Annotated in this window: 11 protein-coding genes; 7 read left to right on the forward strand and 4 right to left on the reverse strand. The window is 31.5% G+C overall.

Features of this window, described 5'->3' with window-relative positions:
• Nucleotides 1–12 precede the first annotated feature (12 nt).
• Both capA and capB read left to right on the forward strand, forming a co-directional pair.
• Nucleotides 13–1,050, forward strand: coding sequence for a cysteate synthase (capA, locus tag ACU4C5_RS12420; protein WP_446844529.1), 1,038 nt, complete (start codon nt 13–15; stop codon nt 1,048–1,050).
• Between the two features lie 134 nt (nt 1,051–1,184).
• Nucleotides 1,185–2,444: a cysteate-C-fatty acyltransferase gene (gene capB / locus ACU4C5_RS12425; protein ID WP_446844530.1), complete on the forward strand. Its 1,260-nt coding sequence runs from the start codon at nt 1,185–1,187 to the stop codon at nt 2,442–2,444.
• A 69-nt stretch (nt 2,445–2,513) separates the two neighbouring features.
• Here the strand turns inward: capB and ACU4C5_RS12430 are convergent, their stop codons facing one another.
• The gene (locus ACU4C5_RS12430) at nt 2,514–3,632 is read right to left on the reverse strand and encodes a GTP cyclohydrolase (protein WP_446844531.1); all 1,119 of its coding nucleotides are present in this window, start codon (nt 3,630–3,632) and stop codon (nt 2,514–2,516) included.
• A 15-nt stretch (nt 3,633–3,647) separates the two neighbouring features.
• Complete coding sequence (locus ACU4C5_RS12435; RefSeq protein WP_446844532.1) at nt 3,648–4,619, reverse strand: transporter; 972 nt, start codon at nt 4,617–4,619, stop codon at nt 3,648–3,650.
• Between the two features lie 178 nt (nt 4,620–4,797).
• Here ACU4C5_RS12435 and ACU4C5_RS12440 point away from each other — a divergent pair, with 178 nt between their 5' ends.
• The 4 genes from ACU4C5_RS12440 to ACU4C5_RS12455 are packed head-to-tail and all read left to right on the forward strand — an operon-like array spanning nt 4,798 to nt 10,263.
• Complete coding sequence (locus ACU4C5_RS12440; protein WP_446844533.1) at nt 4,798–5,079, forward strand: DUF4834 family protein; 282 nt, start codon at nt 4,798–4,800, stop codon at nt 5,077–5,079.
• Nucleotides 5,080–5,107: 28 nt separating this feature from the next.
• The gene (locus tag ACU4C5_RS12445) at nt 5,108–7,525 is read left to right on the forward strand and encodes a YfhO family protein (RefSeq protein ID WP_446844534.1); all 2,418 of its coding nucleotides are present in this window, start codon (nt 5,108–5,110) and stop codon (nt 7,523–7,525) included.
• The gene (locus ACU4C5_RS12450) at nt 7,526–8,803 is read left to right on the forward strand and encodes a glycosyltransferase family protein (protein ID WP_446844535.1); all 1,278 of its coding nucleotides are present in this window, start codon (nt 7,526–7,528) and stop codon (nt 8,801–8,803) included.
• Nucleotides 8,803–10,263 carry an oligosaccharide flippase family protein gene (locus ACU4C5_RS12455; protein ID WP_446844536.1) on the forward strand — a complete coding sequence of 487 codons (1,461 nt, stop codon included), beginning with the start codon at nt 8,803–8,805 and terminating at the stop codon, nt 10,261–10,263. Before ACU4C5_RS12450 ends, ACU4C5_RS12455 begins: the two co-directional genes overlap by 1 nt.
• 84 nt (nt 10,264–10,347) lie before the next feature.
• On the opposite strand, the gene ACU4C5_RS12460 is transcribed toward ACU4C5_RS12455, so the two are convergent.
• Entirely contained in the window at nt 10,348–11,394 is a 1,047-nt protein-coding gene (locus tag ACU4C5_RS12460) for a hypothetical protein (RefSeq protein WP_446844537.1), read from the reverse strand.
• A 162-nt stretch (nt 11,395–11,556) separates the two neighbouring features.
• Between ACU4C5_RS12460 and ACU4C5_RS12465 the strand changes: the two genes are divergently transcribed.
• Entirely contained in the window at nt 11,557–12,585 is a 1,029-nt protein-coding gene (locus ACU4C5_RS12465; RefSeq protein ID WP_446844538.1) for a DUF3667 domain-containing protein, read from the forward strand.
• A 7-nt stretch (nt 12,586–12,592) separates the two neighbouring features.
• On the opposite strand, the gene uvrA is transcribed toward ACU4C5_RS12465, so the two are convergent.
• Nucleotides 12,593–15,376 carry an excinuclease ABC subunit UvrA gene (gene uvrA, locus ACU4C5_RS12470; RefSeq protein ID WP_446844539.1) on the reverse strand — a complete coding sequence of 928 codons (2,784 nt, stop codon included), beginning with the start codon at nt 15,374–15,376 and terminating at the stop codon, nt 12,593–12,595.
• Nucleotides 15,377–15,551: the final 175 nt, after the last annotated feature.

Here is a 15,551-nt window from a genome sequence, read left to right on the forward strand (position 1 = left end):
TAAATAGCATTTATGAAAAAAAGTTTACAGGTGTATGATAATGTGTTAGATCTTATTGGAAACACACCACTAATTAAATTAAATAAAATTACTTCTGGTTTTGAAGGTGATTTTTATGCTAAAGTTGAAGCGTTCAATCCTGGGCACTCAGCAAAAGATAGAATAGCCCTTCATATTATTGAAGATGCCGAAAAAAAAGGTATTCTTTCTCCTGGAGACACAATTATTGAAACTACTTCTGGTAACACAGGATTTAGTATTGCTATGGTAAGCATTATTAAAGGTTACAAGTGTATTCTAGCCGTAAGTTCAAAATCTTCGCCAGATAAAATAGATATGTTAAAATCTATGGGAGCTAGGGTATATGTGTGTCCTGCACATGTTAAAGCCGATGATCCTCGATCTTACTACGAAGTTGCTAAACGTTTACATAAAGAAACTGAAGGATCGGTTTATATTAACCAATATTTCAATGTGTTAAATGCAGAAGCACATTATAAAACTACAGGTCCAGAAATTTGGGAACAAACAGAAGGACAAATTACACACTTAATTGCGTGTAGTGGAACTGGAGGAACTATTTCTGGTACAGCAAAATATCTAAAAGAGCAAAACCCTAACATAAAAGTTATTGGTGTTGATGCTTACGGATCTGTACTAAAAAAATATCACGAAACTCGTGAGTTTGACGAAAAAGAAATTTATCCATATAGAATAGAAGGATTAGGTAAAAACTTAATTCCAACGGCTACAAATTTCGACGTTATTGATACTTTTGTAAAAGTAACCGATGAAGAAAGTGCACATACTGCAAGAGAGATTTCAAGTACTGAAGGCCTTTTTGTAGGGTATACAAGTGGTGCAGCAATGCAAGCCATAAAACAACTTAACGAAGCTGGCGAGTTTAAAGCAGGTGATAAAGTTGTAACTATATTTCCAGATCATGGATCACGATATATGAGTAAAGTATACAGTGATAAATGGATGGAAGAACAAGGATTTTTTGACAGTGAATCTGTCGTAACTGAAACTATCGAATACATAAGGTAAAACTTAAATAAAATACAACCTGTTACATTCCAACTGTGGTAGGTTTTTTTATGTGCATAAGATTATCAATTTATTATGCATTCATAATAAAATTATTTAATTTTGCCCGACTAACTAGACTAATTAAAGCTTAAATGAAAGATTTATTTGAAAAAATATATAGAGATAAAGGACCTTTAGGAAAATGGGCTTCACAAGCAGAAGGCTATTTCGTTTTCCCAAAATTAGAAGGTCATATTTCTAACAGAATGAAGTTCCAAGGAAAAGATGTTGTAACTTGGAGTATTAACGATTATCTAGGTTTAGCTAACCATCCAGAAGTACGCAAAGTGGATGCTGAAGCTGCAGCTACATATGGATCTGCTTACCCAATGGGAGCACGTATGATGTCTGGTCACACAGAGTTACACGAACAACTTCAAGTTGAATTAGCAGAATTTGTAAGTAAAGAATCTGCTTATTTATTAAACTTTGGATACCAAGGAATGGTGTCAACTATAGATGCTTTAGTATCTAAAGATGATATTATTGTTTATGATGTAGATGCTCACGCATGTATTATTGATGGTGTACGTTTACACATGGGTAAACGTTTTACTTATAAACATAACGATATTGAAAGCTTAGAGAAAAATCTTGAACGTGCTACAAAAATGGCCGAACATACTGGAGGAGGAATTTTAGTAATTTCTGAAGGTGTATTTGGTATGCGTGGAGAACAAGGTCGTCTTAAGGAAATTGTTGAACTTAAAAAGAAATTTAATTTCAGATTTTTAGTAGATGATGCTCACGGTTTTGGAACTCTTGGTAAAACAGGTGCTGGAGCAGGTGAAGAACAAGGCGTACAGGATGATATTGATGTGTATTTTGCAACTTTTGCAAAATCATTAGCAAGTACAGGAGCGTTTATTGCTGCTGATAAAGAAATTATAGATTATTTAAAATATAATTTACGTTCTCAAATGTTTGCAAAATCATTGCAAATGCAATTAGTTGTTGGTGCTCGTAAGCGTTTACAAATGCTTAAAACAATGCCAGAACTTAAAGCTAAACTTTGGGAAAACACAAACGCACTTCAATCTGGATTAAAAGATAGAGGTTTTGATATTGGAACAACACAAAGTTGTGTAACTCCGGTGTATTTAAAAGGAAGTATTCCTGAAGCTATGGCTTTAGTGAAAGACTTACGTGAAAATCACGGGATTTTCTGTTCTATTGTTGTGTATCCGGTAATACCAAAAGGATTAATCTTATTGCGTTTAATTCCTACAACTACACATACATTACAAGATGTTACTGAAACATTAGATGCTTTTGATGCAATTAGAGAGCGTTTAGAAAACGGAACATACAAACGTTTATCTGCTTCTGTTGCTGCTGCAATGGAAAAGTAATAAACAGTTTTACTACCATAAAAAAAGAGCTACAATTTGTAGCTCTTTTTTGTTTTATATAAAGATCAATTAAAGATCTTTTCTATATGTTTTTCTCTTTCTGTAAACTTGAGGGTCAAAATGTTTCCATATTTTTCTAATGGCTTCATTGTCCTCTAATTCTGGAGTACGGTAACAGGTTTTAATGCCTTTTTCGGTGAATGTGTTGTAGTATTCATTAAAAATAACCGCATGAACACCTTTGTTTTGATATTCTGGATGAATTCCTATTAAATAGAAAATAACGTCCTTACTGTTCTTTTTAGCATCTAAGATATGGGTGAATCCAAAAGGAAATAATTTTCCATTCATTTTTTGTAACGCTTTAGAAAACGCTGGCATTACAATAGCAAAACCTACCAATTCGTCATCCTTATCAACTACAAACTTTATGTATTCGGGATTTACAAAACTTATAAATTTCTTTTTAAAATATTCTTTCTGAATATCTGTAATCGCAACAAATGAAGATAATGAAGCATAACTTTCGTTAAATAAATCGAACATTTTATTAACGTAAGGCATCACTTCCGAAGTCTTAGTTAATTTTAAGGCTCTTAATTGATAACGACGCTTAATAAGTTCTTGTGCTTTGTAAAAGAATTCAGGTTTTACGTTTTCAAAAGGAAACACACTTTCCACATAACCTTTTTCGGGTTTATAGTTGGCAGTCTCATAATGTTTCACATAATAAGGATGATTATACCAAGTTACCATAGGCGCAACCTCTGTATAACCTTCGGTAACAACACCAACTTTATCTAGGTTTGAAAATCCAACAGGCCCTTCGGTATACTCTAGGTTGTTTTCTTTACCAATACGCTCTACAGTATCTAAAAGTGCTTTTGATACTTCGGTGTCATCTATGAAATCAAACCAGCCAAAACGCATCTTTTTTTGATCTTGATTTTCAACTTCAAGCCAATTAATTATCGCTGCAACTCTACCTACAATTTCATTGTTTTTATAGGCTAAGAAAAAACGAGCTTCAGCATCTTTAAAAACTGGGTTTTTATCTTTGTTGAAGGTTTCTAATTCTTGTTTTATAATAGGAGGTACCCAAGCTGTAGAATCTTTGTAAAGTTTAAAAGGAAACTTTACAAATGCTTTTAAATCCTTTTTTGAGTGAATTTCTTTTATTGTAATCATATATTCTTTTTCTGGCTAGTTGCCATCATCATTAAAATCTTCGCGAGCTCTATTTTTATTTCCTCGAGACTGACGCTTACCTTCGGCTTTAGCGTCACTATTATTATCTATTTTTTTGTCTTTATGAAAATCTAAACGGTAAGAGGCTCCAAAATTCATACTAAATACAGATGGCGTATCTTTTGTGTTGAAGGTTAAAGCGGTATCAAACTGTAAATCTTTTGAAAGTAGATAAGCGCCACCAAATCTAAACAAATTATCGGCATAAAAATCACTTTTAATCCCTTGCGCTTCTCCAAACACAACCCATTGTGGACTAAATGAATGTGTAAGCGTTAAAATATATTGAAAATCTGAATAATCGGTTCCAATACGGTCTTTAATTAAATTCATGATTAACACCCAACCTCCTGAGAAATTATTTTGTGTGGCAATCATTAATTTAGGACTGAAGCCTTCAACTCCTGGTGCAGTATAAGGATTGTCTTTAGTGTCAAAATTAGCACCTAAAGACACGGAAACTGCTGGAATAAGTGAACTCCATTTAAATTTATAATTGGCGTGATAGCTGTATAGATTAGGTTTTTCTTCTTCAGCATTTTTATAAGGATCATACACAAGGTATTTTGCTCCAATGGTGAAATTTTTAAAATTAGCACGTTTTTCTTCGCTTGAAATTGCCGAACGATTATCGGTAAATGTATCGCTTTGGTAAATTCCTTCAATATTTAGTTCTAATTCTTCAAATAGTAACCCGTAACGTGCCATAAAATCTACACCAAAACCTGATACTTCATAATTAAGAGGTGTGTGTGTTTCTTTTACAGTATATGGGCCAACTTCTAATTGCGCAACGTTTGTTCCAACGGAAAAAGCACTACTAGAAACCCCTGGTCTGTTGGAGTTTATAACATCGGTGTATTGCGAAAATGCACTATATGAAAGTAAAAGCGCAAAAAGAGGTAAATAGGTTTTAATATATTTCATTTGCTATTTTATTAAAATGGATTGAAATTTTAAATGGATTAAGCTCTTTACAGTACTTATAATTGTGGTTTAATAAGTCTTGTTAGTATTCAAATCTACATAATTTTATACATTTTTTAAGCATTAATAGCTGTTTTTAAATGCTGATAATTGTATTTTTGATGAAAATATTTTTTACATGTTACAAACAGCATCCTTTGTAGGTTTCTTAAGAACAATTTTAATTATAGTATTGGTATATTATGCTATAAAATTTTTATCAAAACTTTTTGCGCCATATTTAGTACGTTATATGTCTAAAAAAATGCAAGAACGTTTTGGACAACAATTTCAACAACAAAATAAACAGCAACAACCTCGTCAAAAAGAAGGGGAAACGGTTATTGATAAAGTACCACAATCTTCAAAAACATCAAATAATGATGTTGGAGAATATGTGGATTACGAAGAAGTTGATTAGGTTTAGTCTCATTTTTTAATATATATACATGACATTTTCATTTAAAAGAATTTTACCACACATTCTCATTATCATCGGTTTTGTAGTGGTATCATTGGCTTATTTTAATCCGGTATTAAAAGGCAAAGAGATTTCACAAAGTGATATTAAGCACTACATAGGAATGTCTAAACAGCAAAAGGATTTTAAAGCCCAAACAGGTAATGAAACCTACTGGACCAACAGTGCTTTTGGTGGTATGCCAACCTATCAGTTAGGTGCAAGGTATCCTCATAATTATATTAAAAAATTAGATTCAGTTTTAAGATTCTTGCCAAGACCTGCCGATTATCTATTCATCTATTTTATAGGTTTTTATATATTATTACTTTCATTAAAGGTTGAAACAAAATTAGCAGCTTTAGGCGCTTTAGCTTTTGGGTTTTCTACCTACCTAATAATCATTTTAGGTGTAGGTCATAATAGTAAAGCACACGCTATTGCATACATGCCGTTAGTACTAAGCGGAATTGTACTTACGTTTCAAAGAAAGTACGTTTTAGGCTTTTTAATTACTGTAATAGCAATGGGGTTAGAGATTGGTGCTAACCACTTCCAAATGACATATTATTTAATGTTATTGGTGATTGTTTTAGGGATTGTTTACCTCATTGACGCATATAAAAACACTCAATTACCACACTTTTTTAAATCTGTTGGTTTATTAATTGCAGCTGTAATTTTATCTATTGGATTAAATGCTACAAACATTTTAGCAACCCAAGAATATGTAAAAGAAAGTACACGTGGTAAAAGTGAATTAACAATAAATGTAGATGGATCACAAAAAGAAGCGTCATCATCTGGATTAAGTAAAGAGTATATTACCGAATATAGTTATGGCTTTTTAGAGAGTTTTAACCTGTTTATTCCTCGATTATTAGGAGGAGGAAATGGTGAAGATATTGGGCAATCATCTGAAATGTATAATTTTTACAGATCAATTGGAGCGCAACCGTTAGAAGCCATTAGAGAATCTAAAAACGTACCAACCTATTGGGGAAATCAACCTATTGTTGAAGCGCCAGCATATATTGGAGCCGTAATATTATTCTTGTTTGTATTTGCATTATTCATTGTAAAAGGTCGTTTAAAGAAATGGCTTGTTGCCGGAAGTATTTTAGCTTTATTACTATCATTTGGTAAGAATTTACCCTTCTTAACTAATTTATTTATCGATTATGTACCACTTTATAACAAGTTTAGAGCTGTAAGTTCTATACAAGTTATTGTAGAATTATGTATTCCTATTCTAGCTATTATTGGGTTACGAGAACTTTTTACTTCGGAAGTAAAAGCTGAAGAGAAGTTGAAAGCACTAAAGTTTTCAGCAATAATTACAGGTGGAATTGCCTTGTTATTCTTACTCTTTAAATCTTCTTTTGATTTTGTAGGAATGAACGATGGCTATTACAGACAAGCTTATGGAGAATACGGGCAGAGTTTTGTGGATGCATTGCGATCGGATAGAGAAACAATATTTACTAACGACACCTTACGTACATTAATACTCGTTTTACTTTCTGCCGGAACAATTTTCATGTTCTTAAAGCAGAAATTATCTAAAGATTTAGTAATTGTTGCTTTTGCAGGATTAATTCTTTTCGATTTAGTAGGAGTAGATAGACGTTACGTAAATAACGAAAATTTTAAATCATCTATTGAAGTTAATAAACCATTTAAAGCAAATGCTGCCGATTTAGAAATAATGAAAGATAAAACGCACTACAGAGTTTTTGATATCACATCTTCAGCAGCTAGAGCATCCTATTTTCATAATTCATTATCAGGATATCATGCTGCAAAATTAGGACGCTATAACGAGTTATTTGATTTTCATATTTCGAAAAATAATATTGAAGTGTTAAATATGCTAAACACAAAATATGTGATTAGTGAAAATGAGCAAAAACAACCTACAGCTTATACTCAATTTACCCAACCTAATGGAAATGCTTGGTTTGTAAATAGTTTAGAACATGTAGAAAATGCAAATAAAGAAATCTTAGCTTTAGATAGTTTAAAGACTAAAATTACGGCAATCACATCCTTAAAAGAAGTGAGTAGTGCGTCTTTTAAAACAGATTCTACCGCGACAATTAAACTGTTAGAGTTTCAGCCCAATCTTTTAAAATATACATCTAAAAACGCACATGAAGGTTTTGCTGTATTTTCCGAAATTTATTACGCACAAGGTTGGCAAGCATTTATAGATGGTAAAAAAGTTGCTCACACACGTGTAGATTATGTGTTGCGAGGTCTTAAAATTCCTGCAGGAACACATAGTATAGAATTTAAGTTTGAGCCACAAGTTATTAAAACGGGGAGTGGTATTGCTTTAGCGAGTTCAATAGTATTGTTCTTATTAATTATAGGTGGATTGTTTTACGAGTTTAAAAAGAAATAGGTGTCTAAAAAAGTTCTTATTATAACTTATTATTGGCCACCAGCAGGAGGACCAGGTGTACAGCGTTGGTTGAAATTTGTAAAATATTTACCTAAATATGGTGTGGAACCTATTGTATATTGTCCTGAAAACCCTAACTATCCTATTGTAGATTCTAATTTAGAAAAAGAAGTTTCTTCAGCTGTAACTATTTTAAAACAACCTATTAGCGAACCTTATAAATTAGCAGGTTTTTTATCTAAAAAAAGTGCCAAAACAATTAGTTCTGGCGTTATTCCGAAGAAAAAAAAACAATCCCTTGTTGAGCGTTTACTATTATATATTAGAGGGAATTTCTTTATTCCTGATGCACGAAAAAATTGGATAAAACCATCAGTAAGTTTTCTTGTTGAATATATTAAAATCAATAAAATTGAAACGATAATTACAACTGGACCTCCACATAGTTTACATCTTATTGGACAACAGTTGAAAGCACAGCTAGATGTGAAATGGCTAGCAGATTTTAGAGATCCATGGACAACAATTGGTTATCATAAAGCTTTAAAGCTGACAAAAAAATCGCAAGAAAAACATTTACAATTAGAACACGACGTTTTACAAACTGCCGATGAGATTATTGTGACCAGTCATAATACAAAATTAGAATTTCAACATAAAACATCACAGCCTATTACAGTAATTACTAATGGTTATGATTCGCATCATGTTTTTGGTGTAAAAAAAGATACCGAATTTACACTCTCACATATTGGATCGCTACTTTCAGATAGAAATCCAAAACAGTTATGGGATGCGCTAAAAGAATTGACAGAAGAAAATACTGAATTTAAAGCCGCTTTTAAATTGAATCTTATTGGTGTAGTGAGTGATGATGTTTTAAATGCTATGTATGATTCTGGATTAAAAGCATTCATTAATTTAGTAGGCTATGTTAGTCATGAGGCTGCGATAAAAGCACAATTACAATCACAAGTGTTATTACTTGTTGAAATAGACTCAGAAGATACAAAAGCTATTATTCCAGGTAAATTATTTGAATATATGGTGTCTAACACGCCAATTATCTCAGTTGGACCAACACAAAGTGATGTAGAGCGTATTATTAAATCAACAAATGCAGGTTATTATTTTTATTATAATCAAAAGCAGCAGCTTAAATCTCAAATTATGTTGTATTTTGAAGCGTATAAAACACAATCATTAATCACGCATCCTATTGGCTTACAGCAATACAGTAGGGAATCTCTTACAAAGGTGTTATCTCAATTAGTATAATGGGAATAGTTATTAATCAATCATTTAAAAACACAATAAACACTTATTTAGGGTTTGGTATTGGTGGTATTAACGTACTGTTTTTATATACCAATTTTATATCTGACACATATTATGGTGTTATTGCTTTTATATTATCGTCTGCAAATATTATGATGCCGCTTATGGCATTTGGTGTTCATAATACAATTATTAAATTTTATTCTACTTATAAAACCAAAAACTCACTCAACAGTTTTTTAACGTTAATGTTGTTTTTACCCTTATTAATAGCTATTCCTGTCGGTTTTATTGGTTATTTCTTTTATGATATAATAGGGGGTTGGTTAGCTTCTAAAAATGAAATTGTAAAAGATTATGTTTGGCATATTTTTATTTCGGGTTTGGTAATGGCGTACTTTGAAGTCTTTTTTGCCTGGTCTAAAACACAAATGCAAACTGTTTTTGGTAATTTCATGAAAGAAGTCTTCCATAGAGTTGGTATTATGATCTTGCTTTTTATGGTGTATTTTAAAATAATAACTGTTGATACTTTAATTGATGGCGTTGTTTTAGTATATATCTTACGAATGCTTATCATGAAATTATACGCTTTTAGTGTTAGAAAACCGGTATTAAAATTCGCTAAAATCGCCAATTTTGATGCTGTTATAAAATACTCATCTTTAATTATTATTGCAGGATCAATTGCAACATTAATTTTAGATATTGATAAAGTAATGCTTGGCAAACTTATGCCAAATATTGAGCAAGTAGCATATTATAGTGTAGCTGTTTTTATAGGAGCAGTAATTGCGGTACCGCAACGCGCAATGCAACAAATATTAATGCCACTTACCGCTAAACTATTAAATGATAAAGATAAGCAAGGACTTAAAAAGCTATATGAACGCTCTTCATTAACGCTTTTTACTATTAGTGGATTTATGTTTCTGTTAATTGTACTAAACATAAATGAGTTGTATTTTATTATTCCTTCGGAATTTAGCAATGGTATTTATGTGGTATTCTTAATTAGTGCCGCAAAATTGTATGACAACTTATTAGGTAATAATAACGCGATTTTATTTAATAGTGATTATTATAGGATGGTATTATTTTTTGGAGTGATTCTTACCATTTTAACGATGCTTTTAAACCTAGTTTTTATTCCTAAATTTGGAATTAATGGCGCAGGAATAGCAACTTTTATGGCCATTGCAGTTTACAATAGTATTAAAATATACTTTGTAAAATTAAAGTTTAATATGTTACCGTTTTCTAAACAAACCTTAAAAATTGTAGGCCTTATTATTTGCTGTGTAGTTGTGTTTTATTTCTGGGAATTCCCATTTCATCCAATAATTAATATTGCTCTAAAATCTGCCTTAATTGGTTTAGTATACGTTTTCGCTATTTATAAAATGAATGTTTCAGAAGATATCTCAAATATTATTAAGCGTTATTTAAAGCTTAAATAAGCTAAAAATAGAAAACCCTACAAGGTGCTTTGCGGCATACTACTTGTAGGGTTTTCTTACTAACCAACCAAAAGTTAATATCTATTATCTGCTTCTTCTACTTGTGCTACGTGTTGTAGGAGTGGATCTTGTAACAGATGTGTTTCTTGTATTTGTTACTTTATTAGATATACGAGTAGAAGTCGTTTTTGGACGTTTTATAGTACTTGTATTTCTGTTTACTGTAGTTGTTGATCTGCGTGGCGTACTTACAGAGTTTTGAGATCTATTTGTGGTACTCACAGTTCTTCTTGGTGTAACAGTGTTTCTTGTATTACGATTTGTAGTAGTAGCCTGATTTCTTCTGTTATTTATAGTTGCAGAACCACGACGTGTTGTTGTATTTTGTCTGTAACGATTATGTTGTAATGCATTACGTTGAGCTACAGCTTTATTTCTACGAGTTCTAACATCAGTATAACGCACATTATTACGATAAGGTCTGTAATATTGGTGTCTTACAGGTTTGTAATGTTGTCTGTAAGGCCTTGAGTGCACAATTGCATAATTATAAGTTGGTACCGCATAATATCTGTGCCAAGGTTGATACACATAATGTCTGTTATACGTGTTTATATAACCTGTATAATGAGAAAACACATGTTGATTGTTATAATGAATATATAAACCACCAACTCTAGCAACTCTACCGTAAGAATTATAGTTAATATTTACATTTCCTGCTTGAGTAATTCTTCCGTAGAAATCATAATATAAAGGCGTGTTTTCTATCTGAACAATCGCACCATAATCATCATATTGTACATAAGGATTATAATTATATCCAGAATTAAAACTGATTGATACATTAGAATTTCCTATTGATACGTTTACATCCGGACCATGATTTGGCATGTAAAAATCAAACTGACCATCAGGAAAAACCGAAAACTCAATTCCGTTTTCTACAAATATAAATGTGTTACCATAACCATTATTGTAAGAAGATAAAATGTTATTAGCATTTGCTTCTGTACTTGTTGCATTTGCAGTAACTCCAAAAATTAGGGCTAATACAAATATAAAACTTGCTTTTCTGTTCACCACACGAGCTAAACCGGTGTTGATGTGAGTGTAGATGTTTGTTTTCATAATTGTATAATTTAAATTGATATACTCTACACAAGACAAACAGCGTGCCAAAAACTTAATAGTTTGATTATCAGTATTTTTTTTTCTTCGGAAGTAAAAAAATAAGAGAGCAATCAAAAACTAAAGTAATTTATCTATTTTTATACGAACTATAACACAAACATGGGAAAACCTAAGATTAGCTGTAATAATTGTAAAACAGAATTTAAAGCCACATTTAAATTTTGTCCTAACTGCGGACAAAAATCAGATGAAGAACTTACTCTAGCTATTCTATTTAAGAATACAATCGCTAACTATTTTTCAGTCGATGCACGATTTTTTAAGAGTTTCATCCCTTTAATGATAAAACCAGGTTATTTAGCTCAACGTTTTTTAGAAGGAAAACGTTTGCAGTTTTTACACCCTGCACAAATGTATTTGTTCACCTCAATAATACTATTTTTCTTGTTTTCATTTATAGTGAAACAACAGTCTGAAGAATTTGATATAGCAATTAGAGAAACAATGAATGCTAGTGATCGCATTAAAAGAATTGAAAAAGACAGTTTACAATTAAGTCCTCAAGACCTGCAAACTTCTACTAAAACCAAAGCAGCAGATTCTATTTTAAAAGAAAAGTCAAAAAAGGAAAAAGAGATAAATGCCACCCATACATTTAATGTTAGTGTAATTGATTCTTTAATTAAAAAAAATGCTGATGATGCCTCTATATATAAAGAAATGGGGCTAAGCAAAGAACATGGTTATTTTACAAAACGATTATATTCACAAATTTTAAAGTTTTTAAAGACTAGAAGTGGAGGGACAATTTTAAGCACATTTTACGGCTATATTCCTGTAGCAATGTTTTTTATATTGCCAATTTTTGCTTTTATATTAAAACTATTCTTTTATAAAAACAGACCTTATGTAAACCACTTGGTATTCAGTTTTTATTTCTTCTCGTTTTTATACGTTACTTTTAGTAGTATTATGTTGGTTAATTTTATTTGGAGTGGCTTCCCGGATTGGTTAGCAGTAATCTTAGTTTGTTCAACCTTTATATATTTTTGTATAGCTATAAAAAAGTTTTATAAAAACAGCACGAGAAAAAGTATCTTTAAAAGTGTATTAATATTCTTTGTGTTTTTAATGATCATCCCTTTTTCAACCAGTATTATGGCAATATTAGCTTTACTTTTTTATTAAAATAGAACTATAATTTGTCTTTTAAATAAGCTCCTGTAATTGATTTTTTGTTTTTAACAAGTTCTTCTGGCGTACCTTGAGCAACTAATTGTCCACCATATTCACCACCACCAGGACCTAAATCAATCACATAATCGGCACATTTAATAAGTTCTAAATTATGTTCAATAACAATGATAGAATGACCGTTAGCAATTAAAGCCTGAAAAGATTTTAGTAATTTTTTAATATCATGAAAATGTAAACCTGTTGTAGGTTCATCAAAAATGAATAACGTATTATCTTTTCTAGAGCCTTTTCCTAAAAATGAAGCCAATTTAATACGCTGTGCTTCACCACCAGATAGGGTAGAAGAGCTTTGTCCTAAAGTCACATAACCTAATCCAACATCTTGTAAAGGTTGTAGTTTATTCTGAATTTTCGTTTCGTTATGCGATCCAAAAAAGTCAATGGCATCATCAATAGTTAAGTTAAGAATATCCGAAATGTTCTTCTCATGAAAATTAACCTCTAAAACTTCTTTCTTAAAACGCTTTCCATTACAAGTATCGCAAGTTAAATGCACATCGGCCATAAATTGCATTTCAATAGTTACTTCACCTTCTCCTTTACAGGTTTCACAACGTCCACCATCAACATTAAAAGAGAAATGTTTTGCTTGGTAATTTCTAATACCACTTAATTTCTGACTGGCATACAACGTTCTAATATCATCATAAGCTTTTATATAAGTCACAGGATTTGAACGAGAAGAACGCCCAATTGGGTTTTGATCTACAAATTCAACATTTTTTATATTACTATAATTGCCTTTAAATTCTGTAAACTGACCAGGTTTGTCTCCAAAATCTGTCAGTTTTTTCTGAATAACAGGAAACAATATTTTCTTTATTAAGGTACTTTTTCCACTTCCAGAAACTCCTGTAACAACAGTTAGCATATCTAAAGGAAATGTAACATCTACATTTTGAAGATTGTTTTCGCGAGCACCAATAATATCAATATGGTATTTTGAAGTACGGCGTTTTTTGGGAACTTTAATCTCCAAATCGCCATTAAGATATTGTGCCGTTAGTGAAGATGATTTTAAAATAGCTTCATAATCACCAGTTGCGACTACGTGACCACCAAGCGTACCAGCTTCCGGACCAATATCTATAATTTCATCTGCAGCTTGCATAATATCTTCGTCATGCTCCACAACAATTACAGTATTTCCTAAATCTCGTAATGCGATTAAAACTTTTATAAGTTTTTCGGTGTCTTTTGGGTGCAATCCAATACTTGGTTCGTCCAAAATATACATGGAACCAACTAAACTACTTCCTAATGAAGTGGCTAAGTTAATACGCTGACTTTCTCCACCAGATAAGGTGTTTGAGCGTCTGTTTATGGTTAAATAATTTAAACCTACGTTAGATAAAAATTCTAAACGGTTATTAATTTCCTTTAATAAGCGTTTAGCAATTGTAGTATCGTATTCGTTTAACTTTAAGTTTTTAAAGAAATCAGCCAACTTATCAAGAGGTAATTCTACTAAATCAGTAAGTGTTGCATCAGCAATTTTTACATAATTAGCTTCAATTCTTAAACGCTTTCCGTTACAAACACTACATTTTGTTTTTCCGCGGTAACGCGATAACATCACTCGATTCTGAATTTTATAAGCTTTGGCTTCTAGCTCGGTAAAAAAAGAATGTAAGCCTTCAAAATAAGTATTTCCATCCCAAATCAATTGCTTTTGTGCAGCTGTTAATTCAAAATAAGGTTTATGAATAGGGAAGTCAAATTTATGAGAATTGTTAACCAATTGGTCTTTATAAAAACTCATGCTTTCACCTCTCCACGGAAAAATAGCGTTCTCATATATAGATAATCCGGTGTTTGGAATCACTAAATCTTCATCAATCCCAATGACATCTCCGTAACCTTCACATTTAGGACACGCACCATAAGGATTATTAAAACTGAATAAATGTACATTTGGTTCTAAAAACGTCATGTCATCTAACTCAAATTTATTGTTAAATGTGTGTAAGCTATTATCAGATAAAACTTCAATACTACAAGTGCCTTTTCCTTCAAAAAAGGCCGTTTCAATAGCGTCTGCCAATCGGTTATAAAAATCTTCTTCGTGTTTTACTACAATACGATCTACAACTAATAATAGGTTGCTTTCAATGTTTTTTTCAATCGCATCTTCAATTCTAAGTACATCATTTTCGCTTTTTACACGTGCATAACCTTGTTGTTGCAATACTTTTAATTTGTCTTGCATACTACGGCCTTCTTCTAAATTAATAGGAGAGAGGAGTAGTAATTTTTCTTTTATATTAAATGCTTTTACAAGCTCTAAAACATCTTTTGTGGTATGTTTTTTTACTAATTCTCCAGATATTGGCGAATAAGTTTTTCCTATACGGGCAAATAATAATTTTAAGTAATCGTATATTTCTGTAGTAGTACCAACGGTTGATCTTGGATTTGTAGAGTTTACTTTTTGCTCAATGGCTATGGCTGGAGCAATTCCTTTTATGTAATCTACTTTTGGTTTGTTTAAACGGCCTAAAAACTGACGCGCATAACTAGATAAACTTTCTACATAACGGCGTTGTCCTTCGGCATATAAAGTGTCAAAAGCTAAACTAGATTTTCCAGAACCTGATAATCCTGTGATTACTACTAGTTTATTTCGAGGAATAACAACATCAATATTCTTTAAATTATGCAGTTTAGCACCTTTAATAATGATGTTTTGTTTCGGATTTACTTCGGAAATATTAATACTCATAGCCTTTTACAATAAATAGATTTGCAAAGATACTACAACTATTTCATCTGAATAAACAATAGCTCAAAAAGACTTTTTTTATCATCGATTTTGATGATTTGATAAGAATATTTTAAAGAGTAAGTTAAATTTTAAGATTATTTTTTTGTTTTTTAGGATTGAATGTTGTTATATT

This window comes from Lacinutrix undariae, from assembly GCF_052934785.1.

Excerpts from the sequence above, each read along its gene's own strand:
- ACU4C5_RS12445 (WP_446844534.1), top strand. The coding sequence starts at position 5,108 with ATGACATTTTCATTTAAAAGAATTTTACCACACATTCTCATTATCATC.
- uvrA (WP_446844539.1), bottom strand. The coding sequence starts at position 15,376 with ATGAGTATTAATATTTCCGAAGTAAATCCGAAACAAAACATCATTATT.
- ACU4C5_RS12430 (WP_446844531.1), bottom strand. The coding sequence starts at position 3,632 with ATGATTACAATAAAAGAAATTCACTCAAAAAAGGATTTAAAAGCATTT.
- ACU4C5_RS12465 (WP_446844538.1), top strand. The coding sequence starts at position 11,557 with ATGGGAAAACCTAAGATTAGCTGTAATAATTGTAAAACAGAATTTAAA.
- capA (WP_446844529.1), top strand. The coding sequence starts at position 13 with ATGAAAAAAAGTTTACAGGTGTATGATAATGTGTTAGATCTTATTGGA.
- ACU4C5_RS12455 (WP_446844536.1), top strand. The coding sequence starts at position 8,803 with ATGGGAATAGTTATTAATCAATCATTTAAAAACACAATAAACACTTAT.
- ACU4C5_RS12440 (WP_446844533.1), top strand. The coding sequence starts at position 4,798 with ATGTTACAAACAGCATCCTTTGTAGGTTTCTTAAGAACAATTTTAATT.
- ACU4C5_RS12435 (WP_446844532.1), bottom strand. The coding sequence starts at position 4,619 with ATGAAATATATTAAAACCTATTTACCTCTTTTTGCGCTTTTACTTTCA.
- capB (WP_446844530.1), top strand. The coding sequence starts at position 1,185 with ATGAAAGATTTATTTGAAAAAATATATAGAGATAAAGGACCTTTAGGA.
- ACU4C5_RS12460 (WP_446844537.1), bottom strand. The coding sequence starts at position 11,394 with ATGAAAACAAACATCTACACTCACATCAACACCGGTTTAGCTCGTGTG.